11 protein-coding genes are annotated in these 14,848 nt (G+C 60.9%); all 11 read right to left on the reverse strand.

The genetic code is table 11. The features are described 5' to 3' along the window. Nucleotides 1-134: 134 nt before the first annotated feature. The 11 genes from ACOZK9_RS24790 to ACOZK9_RS24840 all read right to left on the reverse strand — a co-directional run bounded on the left by ACOZK9_RS24790 (nt 135) and on the right by ACOZK9_RS24840 (nt 14,577). Nucleotides 135-908: a 3-hydroxybutyrate dehydrogenase gene (locus ACOZK9_RS24790; RefSeq protein ID WP_058412595.1), complete on the reverse strand. Its 774-nt coding sequence runs from the start codon at nt 906-908 to the stop codon at nt 135-137. 109 nt (nt 909-1,017) lie between these two features. Beyond that, nucleotides 1,018-2,595 (reverse strand): ABC transporter ATP-binding protein, encoded by a 1,578-nt coding sequence (locus tag ACOZK9_RS24795; protein WP_421556807.1) that lies wholly within the window; start codon nt 2,593-2,595, stop codon nt 1,018-1,020. Between the two features lie 10 nt (nt 2,596-2,605). Continuing rightward, the gene (locus ACOZK9_RS24800; protein WP_421556808.1) at nt 2,606-3,628 is read right to left on the reverse strand and encodes an ABC transporter permease; all 1,023 of its coding nucleotides are present in this window, start codon (nt 3,626-3,628) and stop codon (nt 2,606-2,608) included. Beyond that, complete coding sequence (locus ACOZK9_RS24805) at nt 3,628-4,689, reverse strand: microcin C ABC transporter permease YejB (protein WP_058412592.1); 1,062 nt, start codon at nt 4,687-4,689, stop codon at nt 3,628-3,630. The genes ACOZK9_RS24800 and ACOZK9_RS24805 overlap by 1 nt, the downstream gene beginning before the upstream one ends. Further along, entirely contained in the window at nt 4,689-6,548 is a 1,860-nt protein-coding gene (locus ACOZK9_RS24810; RefSeq protein ID WP_058412591.1) for an extracellular solute-binding protein, read from the reverse strand. The genes ACOZK9_RS24805 and ACOZK9_RS24810 overlap by 1 nt, the downstream gene beginning before the upstream one ends. 134 nt (nt 6,549-6,682) lie before the next feature. After that, nucleotides 6,683-6,964: a peptidylprolyl isomerase gene (locus ACOZK9_RS24815; protein ID WP_058412590.1), complete on the reverse strand. Its 282-nt coding sequence runs from the start codon at nt 6,962-6,964 to the stop codon at nt 6,683-6,685. Nucleotides 6,965-7,205: 241 nt separating this feature from the next. Next, on the reverse strand, nt 7,206-8,816 hold the full coding sequence (locus tag ACOZK9_RS24820) for an ABC transporter ATP-binding protein (RefSeq protein ID WP_421556809.1): 1,611 nt from the start codon (nt 8,814-8,816) through the stop codon (nt 7,206-7,208). Nucleotide 8,817: 1 nt separating this feature from the next. Next, nucleotides 8,818-9,837, reverse strand: a complete 1,020-nt coding sequence (locus tag ACOZK9_RS24825; protein ID WP_122249939.1) for an ABC transporter permease — start codon at nt 9,835-9,837, stop codon at nt 8,818-8,820. 1 nt (nt 9,838) lies between these two features. Next, a complete protein-coding gene (locus tag ACOZK9_RS24830; protein WP_058412587.1) occupies nt 9,839-10,912 on the reverse strand; it encodes a microcin C ABC transporter permease YejB in 1,074 nt (357 codons plus the stop codon). Further along, entirely contained in the window at nt 10,913-12,751 is a 1,839-nt protein-coding gene (locus ACOZK9_RS24835) for an extracellular solute-binding protein (protein ID WP_421556810.1), read from the reverse strand. Further along, nucleotides 12,748-14,577 (reverse strand): extracellular solute-binding protein, encoded by a 1,830-nt coding sequence (locus tag ACOZK9_RS24840; protein WP_152747003.1) that lies wholly within the window; start codon nt 14,575-14,577, stop codon nt 12,748-12,750. The genes ACOZK9_RS24835 and ACOZK9_RS24840 overlap by 4 nt, the downstream gene beginning before the upstream one ends. Nucleotides 14,578-14,848: the final 271 nt, after the last annotated feature.

Raw genomic sequence — 14,848 nt, forward strand, 5'->3', positions numbered from 1 at the left:
AAAGCCGATTATCCCGCGAGAGGGCAGCGGCTGACTACCCCGAAAAATAGCACGCCGTGGCACGTTGTCTTCAAAACTGTGGGTGAGTGCTGAAACCTTTCATCTTTGATCGCCTGTTAGCGCAAGGTCGGGGTTTACTGCGCAAGCCAGCCGCCGTCGATATTCCAGGCGGCGCCGCGCACCTGGCTACCGGCCTCGCTGCACAAAAACAACACCAGCTCGCCCAACTGCGGCGGCGTCACAAACGCCAGCGAAGGCTGTTTTTCGGCGAGCAAATCATGCTGCGCCTGCTGTGGGCTCACGCCGTTGGCGGCGCGGTCATCAATCTGCTTCTGCACCAGCGGCGTCAGTACAAAGCCTGGGCAAATAGCGTTGCAGGTGACATTGCTGGTGGCGGTTTCCAGGCCCACCACTTTGGTCAAACCAATCACGCCATGCTTGGCCGCCACATAGGCGGCCTTGCCCACCGAGCCGACCTGACCGTGCACCGAGGCGACATTGACGATGCGCCCCCAGCCTTTGGCTTTCATGCCCGGCAAGCTCAAACGCGTGCTGTGGAATACCGACGACAAGTTGATCGCGATGATCGAATCCCAGCGTTCGGCGGGGAAGTCTTCCACCGCCGCCACGTGCTGGATACCGGCGTTGTTGACCAGAATGTCGACGCCGCCGAACTCGCGCTCGGCGTAGGCGAGCATGTCGGCGATCTGCGCCGGGTCGCTGACGTCGGCCGGGTGATGGCCGACCTTGCCGCCAAATGCCTGCACCTGCGCGATCACCGCGTCGGCATCGCCGAAGCCGTTGAGGATAACGTTGGCGCCGGCCTTGGCCAGGCTCAGCGCGATACCCAAGCCGATGCCGCTGGTGGAGCCGGTAACCAGGGCGGTCTTGCCGTTCAATGGGGTCATGAACACCTCATGCAATGCAGAATGTGGTCAACAGAAAGCAAAAGCAAATCTGCTGTGTACTCCAAACCGGCTTTTTATCTATCAAAAGCCATATCCAGGACCCGGCCGCCTACAGCGGAATATGCGCCGCCGCGAGCAATTCCTGAGTGTACGGATGCTGCGGCGATTCAAAAACAGCATGGCTGGCGCCGCGCTCGACCACCTTGCCATCCTTGACCACGATCATGTCGTGGGCCATCGCGCGCACCACGGCCAGATCATGGCTGATAAACAGGTACGTCAGGCCATACTTTTCCTGCAACTCGCGCAACAACTCGACCACCTGCTTTTGCACCGTGCGGTCCAACGCGGACGTCGGTTCATCCAGCAGCATCAGCGCAGGTTTCAGCACCAGCGCGCGGGCGATGGCAATGCGTTGGCGCTGGCCGCCGGAAAACTCATGCGGGTAGCGATGCCGGCTGGCAGGGTCGAGGCCCACGTCCTTGAGCACCTGAACCACCTGCGCGTCGCGGTCGGCGAGGCTGCACGGCGCGTGCACCTCCAGGCCTTCGCTGATGATCTGCGCAACCGACATGCGCGGGCTGAGGCTGCCGTAAGGGTCCTGAAACACCACCTGCATCTGTTTGCGCCACGGGCGCATTTGCTGATGGCTCAGCAGGTGAAGCGCTTCACCCTGAAAGCGGATGCTGCCGGTGGAGTCGAGCAACCGCAGGATCGCCTGGCCCAAAGTGGACTTGCCCGAGCCGGACTCGCCGACAATCCCCAGCGTCTTGCCGCGCTGTACGCTGAGGCTGATGCCATCTACCGCGCGCAAGTAGGTTTTGCGGCGGAACATGCCGCCGCCCAAGGGGAATTGCACGCTGAGGTCGTCGACCTGCAACACGGTTTCGCGCGCCTCGCTGCACAGCGCATTGCCCGCAGGTTCGGCGTCCAGCAGCAGGCGGCTGTAAGGGTGTTGCGGGGCGCTGAACAGCGTCTGGCAGTCGGCCTGTTCGACGATTTCGCCGGCGCGCATCACGCACACACGCTGGGCAATGCTGCGCACCAGGTTGAGGTCGTGGCTGATCAGCAGCAACGACATGCCCAAACGTTGTTGCAGCGACTTGAGCAGCAACAGAATCTTGCGCTGCACGGTCACGTCGAGTGCGGTGGTGGGTTCGTCGGCGATCAGCAGTTCCGGCTCGCAGGCCAACGCCATGGCGATCATCACGCGCTGGCGCTGGCCGCCGGAGAGTTGATGCGGGTAAGCCTTGAGGCGTTCCTGAGGCTTTTGGATGCCCACCAGTTCAAGCAATTCGAGGATGCGCGCCTGCGCCGCCTTGCCGCCCAAGCCCTTGTGCAACAGCAAGGTTTCGCCGATCTGTTTTTCGATGCTGTGCAGCGGGTTAAGCGAGGTCATCGGCTCCTGGAAAATCATCGCAATGCGGTTGCCGCGCAGTTTTTGCAGGGTCGCCGCCGAGGCGCCGATCAACTCCTGGCCGCGATACTTTACCGAGCCGGTGGTGTGCGTGCCGCCTTCCGGCAGCAGTTGCAAAATCGAATGCGCCGTTACCGACTTGCCCGAGCCCGACTCACCGACCAGCGCCAGGCACTCGCCGGGGCTTACTTCCAGGCTCAGGTTACGCACCACGCTCTGGCCGCTGAAGGCGACGCACAGGTCGCGGATCTCGATCAGGTTGTCGCTCATACAGACTCACTCATGCACGGGGGTCGAAGGCATCACGCAACGCCTCGCCGATAAATACCAGCAGCGACAGGATCAGCGCCAAGGTGAAAAACGCCGTCAGGCCCAGCCACGGCGCTTGCAGGTTCTGTTTGCCTTGGGCGATCAGCTCGCCCAGCGACGCACTGCCTGCCGGCATGCCGAAGCCGAGGAAATCCAGGGCGCTCAAGGTGGAAATCGCGCCGGTCAAAATAAACGGCAGGTAGCTCAAGGTGGCGGTCATCGCATTCGGCAGGATGTGCCGGCGGATAATTTTGCCGTCGCCCAAGCCCAGGGCGCGTGCGGCCTTGACGTATTCCAGGTTGCGCCCGCGCAGGAACTCGGCACGCACCACGTCCACCAGCGCGAGCCACGAAAACAGCGCCATGATGCCCAGCAACCACCAGAAGTTCGGCTCGACAAACCCCGACAAGATGATCAGCAGGTACAGCACCGGCAGCCCGGACCACACTTCCAGAATGCGCTGGCCGAGCAAGTCCACCCAGCCGCCGTAGTAACCCTGCAACGCGCCGGCGGCGATGCCGATGGCGGCGCTGATCGCGGTCAGCGCCAACGCAAACACTATCGACACGCGTGCGCCAAACAGCACGCGCGCCAACACATCCCGCGACTGGTCGTCGGTGCCCAGCCAGTTCACCGCCGAGGGCGGGCTCGGGGCAGGGCGGGTCAGTTCGTAATTGGGCGTGTCAGCGCTGAACGGCACCGGCGGAAACAGCATCCAGCCGCCGTCTTGCTTGATCAGCTTTTGCACGTAGTCACTGCGGTAGTCGGCCTGAAACGGCAACTGCCCGCCGAACTGTTGCTCGGTGTAGCGCTTGAACACCGGAAAATACAGCTGGTTTTTGAAGCTGAGTACCAGCGGCTTGTCATTGGCGATCAACTCGCCGCCAAGCGTCAGGATAAACAGGCCGATAAACAGCCACAGCGACCACCAGCCGCGACGGTTCTTTTTGAAGCGCTCGAAACGCCGACGCGCCACCGGAGACAAATCAAGCATCAGGCGTTCCTCGCGGCGAAGTCGATACGCGGGTCCACCCACGTGTAGCAGAGGTCGCCGATGAGTTTTATCAGCAGCCCGAACAGGGTGAAGATAAACAGCGAACCGAACACCACCGGGTAGTCACGTGACACGGCGGCTTCGTAGCTCATGCGGCCGAGGCCATCGAGTGAGAAGATCACCTCGATCAGCAACGAACCGGCGAAAAACACGCTGATAAACGCCTGCGGAATCCCGGAAATCACCAGCAACATCGCGTTGCGGAACACATGCCCATACAGCACGCGCCGTTCGCTCAAGCCTTTGGCGCGCGCGGTGACGACGTATTGCCGGGTAATTTCATTCAGGAACGAGTTTTTGGTGAGGATGGTCAGCGTGGCGAACCCGCCGATCACCAGTGCCGTGACCGGCAACACCAGGTGCCAGAAGTAGTCGGCAATTTTGCCCACGGTACTCAGTTCTTCAAAATTTTCCGAGACCAGCCCGCGCACCGGGAACCAGTTCAACGAGGTGCCGCCGGCGAACAGCACAATCAGGAACATCGCAAACAGAAACGCCGGCATGGCATAGCCGATGACGATGGCGGTGCTGCTCCACACATCAAAGCTGCTGCCATGGCGCACGGCTTTGCGAATGCCCAAGGGGATCGACACCAGGTAGGTGATCAGCGTGGCCCAGAGGCCGAGCGAGATGGTCACCGGCATTTTTTCCAGGATCAGGTCGGTGACGGTTGAGCCGCGAAAGAAGCTGTTGCCGAAATCCAGCCGGGCGTAACTCTTGAGCATCAGCCACAGGCGTTCCGGGGCGGGCTTGTCGAAGCCGTACTGCTTTTCGATGTCTTTGATCAGCTTGGGGTCCAGGCCACGGCTGGCCCGCGAACCGCCGCTGATGCCTTCGCCGGACGAGCCACCGACAGCGCCGCCGCCTATGCCTTGCAAGTGCGCGATGGCTTGCTCCACCGGCCCGCCGGGCGCGGCCTGCACGATCACGAAGTTGACCAGCAGGATAATCACCAGCGTCGGGATAATCAGCAGCAGGCGCCGCACGATATAGGCAAACATCAGTGGGCACCTCCGCGTTTTTTCAACTCGGCGTTCATTTGCTCATTCGTCAGTGGCGTGGGGCTGATTTCCCACCAGGTTTCCAGCGCTTCGTCGTTTTTGGCGGCGATGGCCGGGCGGCCGAAGCGGTTCCACCACGCGGCGGACGTGCCGGGCGGGTAGTAGTTGGGAATCCACAGGTAATTCCATTGCAGCACACGGTCCAGGGCATGCGCGTAGGTGAGCATCTGCGCTTGGGTGTCGGCCTTGACCAGGCCTTTGATCAGGCTGTCGACGGCCGGGTCCTGGAGCACCATGTAGTTATTCGCGCCGGGGTCGAACGCGGCCGCCGAGCCGAAGAAGTTGTACAGCTCCATCCCCGGCGAGGTGGTGACCGGGAAGCCGCTGACGATCATGTCGTAGTCGCGTGCCATTACCCGGTTCACGTATTGCGAGGAATCGATGCGGCGGATATTCAGGGTGATACCGATTTGCGCTAGGTTGCGTTTATACGGCAGCAACAGGCGTTCCACACCGCTTTGCGCGTTGAGAAAGGTGAACTCCAGCGGCTCGCCTTCGGCGTTCACCAGCCTGTCACCGTCGGGTTTCCAGCCGGCCTCTTCGAGCAAGGCCAGGGCTTGCAACTGCTTGTCGCGGATCATGCCGCTGCCATCGGTGACCGGCGCCTTGAACACTTGGGTGAACACTTCATCGGGCACTTGCCCACGCAGCGGCTCAAGAATCGCCAGCTCGTCTTTGCTCGGCAATTGGGTCGCGGCCAGCGGGCTGTTCGAGAAAAAGCTCTGCTGGCGGATGTACATGTTGCGCATCATCTGACGGTTGGCCCATTCAAAATCCCACAGCATCGCCAAGGCCTGACGCACGCGGCGGTCTTTGAACATCGGCTTTTGCACGTTGAACACATAGCCTTGCGCCGGTTGCGGCATTTCTTTGGCCAAGTGCTCACGCTGCAATCGGCCATCGTCCAGCGCCGGGCCGTTGTAGCCGATCGAGTAACCGGTGGCAGAGAATTCGCGGTTGAAGTCGTAGGCGCCACCGCGCAATACCTGGCGCGCAACTTCGGTGTCGCCGAAATACTCCAGGCTCAACTGGTTGAAGTTGTACAGGCCACGACTCACGGGCAAGTCCTTGCCCCACCAGTTTGGGTCGCGGGTAAAAGTGATGGTGCTGCCCGAGTCGATTTTGCTGATGGTGTACGGGCCGCTGCCCAGCGGGGCTTCGTAGCCGCCGCCGTTGGCGAAGTCGCGGGTTTTCCACCAGTGCTCGGGGAACACCGGCAAGGTCGCAATATCCAGCGCCAATGTGCGGTTTTCATTGCTGGAAAAGTCAAAGCGCACCTGGCGCTCGCCTTCGACTTCGACGTGCTTGACGTCGGCGAACAGGGTGCGAAAACGCAGGCTGCCCTGGGTCATCAGCAGGTCGAAGCTGTAGCGCACGTCTTCGGCGGTGATCGGTTTACCGTCGGCGAAACGCGCCTTGGGGTTGAGGTAAAAGCGCAGCGACAGGCCGTCGTCGGCGCGTTCCATCTTTTCCGCGACCAGGCCATACACCGTATAGGGTTCGTCCAGCGAACGCTGGGCCAATGGCGCGTAGAGCCAGCCGTCGACCTGGGATACGCCGATGCCTTTGTCGATATACGGCAGCACATGATCAAAGCGCCCGATCTCGATGGCCGAGCGGCGCAGGCTGCCGCCTTTGGGGGCGTCGGGGTTGGCGTAGTCGAAATGGCTGAAGCCGGCGGGGTATTTGGCCGGTTCGCCGTACACCGTCAGGTACGTCTGCGGGGCCGCGATCACGGCGGTACTGGCCAACAGCAGGGCCAGGGTGGAGCTGAGCAGAGATGAAAAAGCCAATCGCATTATCAGCCTTGAACGCCAGGTGACGAAGAATAATAGGGAGTTTGTACGCTAACGGCCTGAGCATCGCCAGTCATCACATGCACAACGGCCCACCAAAAGGCGGGCCGTTGTTTAGAGCATCAGCGCAGACTGGATCAGTCCTGGCGGCTGGTGACTTCCAGCAGGTGATAACCGAACTGGGTTTTCACTGGGCCTTGCACGGTGTTAACCGGGGCGCTGAACACGACGCTGTCGAATTCTTTAACCATTTGGCCTGGGCCGAACGAACCCAGGTCGCCGCCTTGACGGCTGGATGGGCAGCTGGAGTTGGCTTTGGCGATTTCTGCGAAATCGGCGCCGCCTTCGATCTGGGCCTTGAGTTCGTTGCACTTGTCTTCAGTGGAAACGAGGATGTGACGGGCGGTGGCTTTGGCCATGGGGAGTAACTCCTTGAATAAAAAGGGTGAGCCTACCGGATTCAGGCGGTTATTTCCCGGCAAAGTTCCATTGGTGTGGGTTGGGGAGCGAACGCCGACCGATCTCCCAAGCCAAATGCATTCAACCTGTGGGAGCGGGCTTGCTCGCGATAGCGGTGTGTCAGTTGAAAACTATTTATCTGACACACCGTAATCGCGAGCAAGCCCGCTCCCACAGAAACCAAATTTGCTGTGTACCCGGTCAAACCCCAACAGCAGGCACCAAAAAGGCTGCTTCCAGCAACTGCCGGGTGTAAGCATGCTGCGGCGCGGCAAAAATCGCCTGCGCATCGCCCTGTTCCACTACGCGGCCATGCTTGACCACCATCAACTGGTGGCTCAAAGCCTTGACCACCGCCAAATCATGGCTGATAAACAGGTAAGTCAGGTTGTACTTGGCCTGCAAACCCCGCAGCAACTCCACCACCTGCCGCTGCACCGTGCGGTCGAGTGCCGAGGTCGGTTCATCGAGTAAAATCAAACGCGGTTTGAGCACCAGCGCGCGGGCGATGGCGATGCGTTGCCGCTGGCCCCCGGAAAACTCATGCGGGTAGCGATGCCGCGCATCCGGGTCCAGGCCGACCTCTTTGAGCGCCGCGATAATCGCCGCTTCCTGCTCGGCAGGCGTGCCCATCTTGTGAATCCGCAGGCCCTCGCCAACAATCTCGCTGACGCTCATGCGCGGGCTCAAACTGCCGAACGGGTCCTGAAACACCACCTGCATCTCCCGGCGCAGCGGGCGCACTTGGTGTTGGCTCATGCGGTCCAGTGGCTGGCCTTCAAAGCGAATCCCGCCGGTGCTCGCGATCAAGCGCAAAATCGCCAAGCCCAGGGTGGATTTGCCCGAGCCGCTCTCGCCGACGATGCCCAGGGTCTGGCCTTGCGGCAGGCTGAAGTTGATGCCGTCCACCGCCTTGACGTAATCGACGGTGTTGCGCAAAAAGCCTTTCTTGATCGGAAACCACACCTTCAGGTCATCGACTTCCAGCAACGCCGGCCCGACCGCATTGGTCGCCGGCCCGCCACTCGGTTCAGCCGCCAACAGTTCTTGCGTGTAAGGGTGCTGCGGCGCCTGGAACAGCGTCTCGCAATCGGCTTGCTCAACGATGCAGCCTTGCTGCATCACGCACACGCGGTGGGCAATGCGGCGGACCAGGTTGAGGTCATGGCTGATCAGCAGCAACGCCATGCCGAGTCGCGCCTGCAACGCTTTAAGCAGTTCCAGAATCTTCAGTTGCACGGTCACGTCGAGCGCCGTGGTCGGCTCGTCGGCGATCAGCAGTTCCGGCTCGTTAGCCAGCGCCATCGCGATCATCACGCGCTGGCGCTGGCCGCCGGACAGTTCGTGCGGCAAGGCCTTGAGGCGCTTGTGCGGTTCGGGAATGCCGACCAGCTCAAGCAGTTCCAGGGTGCGCGCGGTGGCGACCTTGCCGGTCAGGCCTTTGTGCAGGCCGAGCACTTCGTTGATCTGCTTTTCGATGCAGTGCAGCGGGTTCAACGAGGTCATCGGCTCCTGAAAAATCATCGCAATGCGGTTGCCGCGAATGTGCCGGATGGTTTTCTCTTTAAGGGTCAGCAAGTCTTGCCCGGCGTAGCCGATGGTGCCGGACGGGTGGCGGGCCAGCGGGTAGGGCAGCAGGCGCAGGATCGAGTGCGCGGTGACCGATTTGCCCGAGCCGCTTTCGCCGACCAGCGCCAGGGTTTCGCCACGCTTGATGTCGAAGCTGACATTGTTGACCACGCGGTGGTGATGCTCGCCGGTGACGAACTCGACGCTGAGGTCGCGGACTTCGATCAGATTGTCCTGGTTCATCTCATTTCCTCGGGTCGAAGGCATCGCGAGCGGACTCGCCGATAAACACCAGCAAACTCAACATGATCGCCAGCACGGCAAAGGCACTCATTCCCAGCCACGGCGCTTGCAGGTTGGATTTGCCTTGGGCCACCAGTTCACCCAGCGACGGCGAGCCGGCGGGCAGGCCGAAGCCCAAAAAGTCCAGCGCGGTGAGGGTGCCGATGGCGCCGGTGAGAATGAACGGCATGAAGGTCATGGTTGAAACCATCGCGTTCGGCAGGATATGCCGGAACATGATCGCGCCGTTCTGCATGCCCAGCGCCCGCGCCGCGCGCACGTATTCGAGGTTGCGCCCGCGCAGGAACTCGGCGCGCACCACGTCCACCAGGCTCATCCAGGAAAACAGCAACATGATCCCCAGCAGCCACCAGAAGTTCGGCTGCACAAAGCTTGCGAGGATGATCAGCAGGTACAGCACCGGCAAGCCTGACCAGATCTCCAGGAAACGCTGCCCGGCCAGGTCGACCCAGCCGCCATAAAAACCCTGCAGTGCCCCGGCGATCACGCCGATGATCGAACTGAGCACGGTCAGCGTCAGCGCAAACAGCACCGACACGCGGAAGCCGTAAATCACCCGCGCCAGCACATCGCGGCCCTGGTCATCGGTGCCCAGCAGGTTGACCGACGACGGCGGGGCAGGGGCCGGCACCCGCAGGTCGTAGTTGATGCTCTGGTAGCCAAACGGGATCGGTGCCCACAGCGTCCAGGCGTCTTTGGCCTTGAGCAGTTCCTGGATGTACGGGCTCTTGTAGTTGGCCTCCAGCGGGAACTCACCGCCAAAGGTGGTCTCCGGGTAGCGCTTGAGCGCAGGGAAGTACCAGTCGCCATCGAAGTGCACGGCCAGCGGTTTGTCGTTGGCGATCAATTCGGCGCCCAGGCTGAGCCCGAACAGAATCAGGAACAGCCACAGCGACCACCAGCCACGTTTGTTCGCCTTGAACCGCTCGAACCGGCGGCGATTGAGGGGGGATAAGTTCATCTCAATGCTCCCGGCTGGAAAAGTCGATACGCGGATCGACCAGGGTGTAGGTAAGGTCGCCGATCAGTTTTACCACCAGCCCGAGCAGGGTGAAGATAAACAGCGTGCCGAACACCACCGGGTAGTCGCGGTTGATCGCCGCTTCAAAGCTCATCAGGCCGAGGCCGTCGAGGGAGAAGATCACCTCCACCAACAACGAGCCGGTAAAGAAAATTCCGATAAACGCCGATGGGAAACCCGCGATCACCAGCAGCATGGCATTGCGGAACACGTGGCCGTAAAGCACGCGGTGGTTGGTCAGGCCCTTGGCCTTGGCGGTGACCACGTACTGTTTGTTGATTTCATCGAGGAAGCTGTTTTTGGTCAGCAAGGTCATCGTCGCAAAGTTGCCGATCACCAGTGCGGTGACGGGCAGCGCGAGGTGCCAGAAGTAATCGCGGACCTTGCCGAACAGGCTCAGTTCTTCGAAGTTATTCGAGGTGAGCCCGCGCAACGGGAACCAGTCGAGGTAACTGCCGCCGGCAAACACCACGATAAGCAGGATCGCGAACAAGAACGCCGGGATCGCGTAGCCGACGATGATCGCCGAGCTGGTCCACACATCGAAATGGCTGCCGTGCCGGGTGGCTTTGGCGATCCCCAGCGGAATCGACACCAGGTACATGATCAGCGTGCTCCATAACCCGAGGGAGATGGACACCGGCATTTTTTCCTTGATCAGGTCGATGACCTTGGCGTCACGGAAAAAACTGTCGCCAAAATCCAGCTTGGCGTAGTTCTTGATCATGATCCACAAGCGTTCCGGCGCCGATTTGTCGAAGCCGTACATCTTCTCGATTTCCTTGATCAACGCCGGGTCCAGGCCCTGCGCGCCGCGATAGCTGGAACCGGCCACCGAGACCTCGGCACCGCCACCGGCAATGCGGCTGGTGGCGCCGTCAAAGCCTTCGAGCTTGGCGATCATCTGTTCCACCGGGCCACCGGGGGCGGCCTGGATGATGATGAAGTTGATCAACAGAATCCCGAGCAACGTCGGAATAATCAGCAACAGGCGACGAACAATATAAGCCAGCATTTAATCGCCTCCGCTCGCCGGATCGGCGGTTCCAGTGGTGCCCAGTGAGAGCGCCGGTTTTACTTCGGGTTTGGCCCACCAGGTGGCTGTGCCGACGTCGTAGCGCGGCGGCACCGCAGGGTGGCCCAAGTGGTTCCAATACGCCACGCGGAAGGTTTTGATGTGCCAGTTGGGAATCACGTAGTAGCCGAACTGCAACACGCGGTCGAGGGCTTTGGCGTGCGCCACCAGGCTTTTGCGCGAGTCGGCGTCGATCAACGCTTCAACCAACTGGTCGATCACCGGGTCTTTGAGGCCCATGTAGTTGCGGCTGCCGGGCTTGTCGGCGCTGGAAGACTGCCAGAACTCGCGCTGCTCGTTGCCCGGCGACGTCGATTGCGGAAAGCTGCCCACCAGCATGTCAAAGTCGCGCGAACGCAGGCGGTTGATGTACTGCGAAACGTCGACCCGGCGAATCACCAGGTCGATACCCAGGTCGGCCAGGTTGCGTTTGAATGGCAACAACACCCGTTCAAAATCGGTTTGGGTCAGCAGGAACTCGATGCTCACCGGTTTGCCGGTGGTGTCGACCATCTTGTCGTCGACGATCTTCCAGCCCGCCGCTTGCAGCAACTGGTAGGCCTCGCGTTGCTGGGTGCGGATCATGCCGCTGCCGTCGGTTTTAGCCGGTGCGAAGGCTTCGGTAAACACTTGTGGCGGGATCTTGTCGCGAAACGGTTCGAGGATCGCCGTCTCGTCCGGGCCAGGCAGGCCGGTGGCAGCCATTTCCGAGTTCTCGAAATAGCTGCGGGTGCGCACGTAGGCGCCGTTGAACAGCTGTTTGTTGCTCCACTCAAAGTCCAGTAGCAGGCTGATGGCCTTGCGCACGCGCACATCCTGGAACATCGGTTTGCGCACGTTGAACACAAAACCCTGCATGCCGGTCGGGTTGCCGTTGGGGATTTCTTCCTTGATCAGGCGCCCTTGGGTGACGGCGGGAATGTTGTAGGCGTTGGCCCAGTTCTTCGCGCTGAACTCCAGCCAGTAGTCAAATTGCCCGGCCTTCAGGGCTTCGAGCGCCACGGTGCTGTCGCGGTAATAGTCGCTGATGCGGTTATCGAAGTTGTAGAGGCCTTGGGTCACCGGCAAGTCCTTGGCCCAGTAGTCTTTGACCAGCTCATAGCGAATCATGCGCCCCGGCTTGACCTCGGCGACCTTATACGGCCCGCTGCCCAGCGGGATTTCCAGGTTGCCCTTGGTAAAGTCGCGGGTTGCCCACCAGTGCTTGGGCAATACCGGCAGTTGCCCGAGGATCAGCGGCAATTCGCGGTTATTGGTGCGTTTGAACTTGAACAGCACGCGCAGCGGGTCTTCGGCCACCACTTCGTCGACGTCGGCGTAGTAGGTGCGGTAGAGCGGCGAGCCGTCCTTGATCAACGCATCGAAGGTGAACAGCACGTCCTCGGCGCGTATCGGGTGGCCATCATGAAAGCGCGCTTCGGGGCGCAGGTAGAAGCGGACCCAACTGTTGTCCGGGGCCTTTTCGATCTTGCCGGCCACCAGCCCGTACTCGGTGATGGGTTCATCCAGGCTCTGTATCGCCAGGGTGTCGTAGATCAGTTGCAGATTATCTGCCGGTACGCCTTTGCTGATGTAGGGGTTGAGGCTGTCGAAACCGCCCATGCTCGATTCGCGAAAGGTGCCGCCCTTGGGGGCCGCGGGGTTTACGTAGTCGAAATGCTTGAAGTCGGCGGGGTACTTGGGCGGCTCGTTGTACAGCGTCAGCGCATGTTGCGGCGCCGCGTTCGCCGCCGTGCAGAGCAACAGGCTGCTGAGCAAAGCGTTGCGCAAAAACATCATTGGGCTTTCTCCGAAGCTTTCAGCCACCATGCGCTCAGCCCCAGGCTGTAGGGCGGCGTGGTGACAAAGGCGAACCGGTTGCGGTACGCCAAGCGATGATAGTTGAGGTACCAGTTGGGAATGCTGTAGTGCTGCCACAGCAGTACCCGGTCAAGGGCACGGCCGGCGGCCAGTTGTTCTTCGCGGGTTTGCGCCGCGAGCAATTGTTCCAACAGGTGGTCGACCACCGGGTTGGCGATACCTGCGTAGTTCTTGCTGCCCTTGATGCCGGCTTGGCTGGAATGGAAGTACTGCCACTGCTCAAGGCCCGGGCTCAGGGTCTGGTTGAGGGTGATCAGGATCATGTCGAAGTCGAACTGATCCAGGCGCTGTTTGTATTGTGCGCGGTCAACCGTACGCAGGCGCGCGTCGATACCGATGCTGATCAGGTTCTCGACATACGGTTGCAGGATGCGCTCCAGGTTCGGGTTCACCAGCAAAATCTCAACGCGCAGCGGTTGCCCGTCACTGTTGAGCAGGCGTTGCCCCGACAGCTTCCAGCCGGCTTCACTCAGCAGCCCCAGCGCATGGCGCAGGGTTTCGCGCGGGATGCCGCGACCGTCGGTCTGCGGCAGGCTGAAGGCTTGGGTAAACAGGTTGGCCGGCAACTGCTCGCGGTACGGCGAAAGCATCAGCCATTCGTGGCCCACCGGTACGCCGGTCGCCGAGAACTCGCTGTTGGGGTAGTAACTCAAGCTGCGTTTATAGGCGCTGCTGAACAGGCTGCGGTTGGTCCATTCAAAATCGAACATCAGCCCCAGCGCTTCGCGCACCTTGGTTTGGGCGAAGGTGGGTCGCCGCGTGTTCATGAACAGGCCCTGGCTCTGGGTCGGGATCTGGTGCGCAATCTGCGCCTTGATCACGTCGCCACGGTTGACCGCCGGGAAGTCGTAGCCGGTGGCCCAGTTTTTGGCCTGGTGCTCGATATAGATGTCGAATTCGCCCGCCTTGAAGGCTTCGAACGCCACGTCGCTGTCGCGGTAAAATTCCACCTCCACCTTGTTGTAGTTGTAGAAGCCCTGATTGACCGGCAAGTCTTTGCCCCAGTAATCCTTGACCCGTTCGAACACCAGTTGCCGGCCGGGGGTGACCTTGGTGATGCGGTACGGCCCGCTGCCCAATGGGGGTTCAAACGTGGTGGCTTTGAAGTCGCGGTTTTTCCAGTAGTGCTGGGGCAATACCGGCAATTCGCCGAGGCGCAGGATCAGCAACGGGTTGCCGGCGCGCTTGAACACAAAGCGGATGCGATGACGGTTGAGCACGTCGACCCGCGCCACTTCCTGCAGGTTGGTGCGGTACTGCGGGTGGCCTTCGGTCAACAGCGTGCGGTAGGAAAACGCCACGTCATCGGCGGTGATCGGCTTGCCGTCGTGAAAGCGCGCTTCGGGGCGCAGGTTGAACACGACCCAGCTGCGGTCTTCGCTGTATTCGACCGATTGGGCAATCAGCCCGTAGCTGGAGGTGGGTTCATCGCCGGATGGCGCGTACTGGCCGGTGCCGACCATCAACGGCTCGTTCAGCTCGTTGACGCCGTATTGCAGGAAATTAGGCGTGGAGACGGGGCTGGAGCCCTTGAACGTGTAGGGGTTGAGCGTATCGAAGGTGCCAAAGGCCATGACCCGCAGGGTTCCGCCTTTTGGCGCTGCAGGGTTTACCCAATCGAAGTGGGTGAATTTGGCCGGGTACTTGAGTGTGCCGAACTGCGTGTAACCGTGGCTCTCGGTAATCGTCGCGTTCGCAGCGAAGCTCAAGGCCAGACTTATTAGTAGAAGGAGGGGACGCTTCAAGTCAGAGATCCGATCCGGGCGGCTTGGGCTTTTATGGTCGGTACAGTAACAGCTTGCTCCGGTTGGAAAAAGGTGCGGCCCTCGTGGTTTAACGGGGCGCTTCTCAGATCAAAAGCAAAAGCACGGCGGCCTGAGTGGTTGAAGCAGAACAAAGGCGGCTTTGCATACACAGCAGATCTGCTTCTGCTTGTTGTGGGAGGGGGCTTGCTCCCGATAGCAGTTTTACAGTTGATACATGAATTGACTGACCCACCGCCATCGGGAGCAAGCC

It is taken from the genome of Pseudomonas kitaguniensis, assembly GCF_049199985.1.
In the GTDB taxonomy this organism is placed as follows: domain Bacteria; phylum Pseudomonadota; class Gammaproteobacteria; order Pseudomonadales; family Pseudomonadaceae; genus Aquipseudomonas; species Aquipseudomonas kitaguniensis.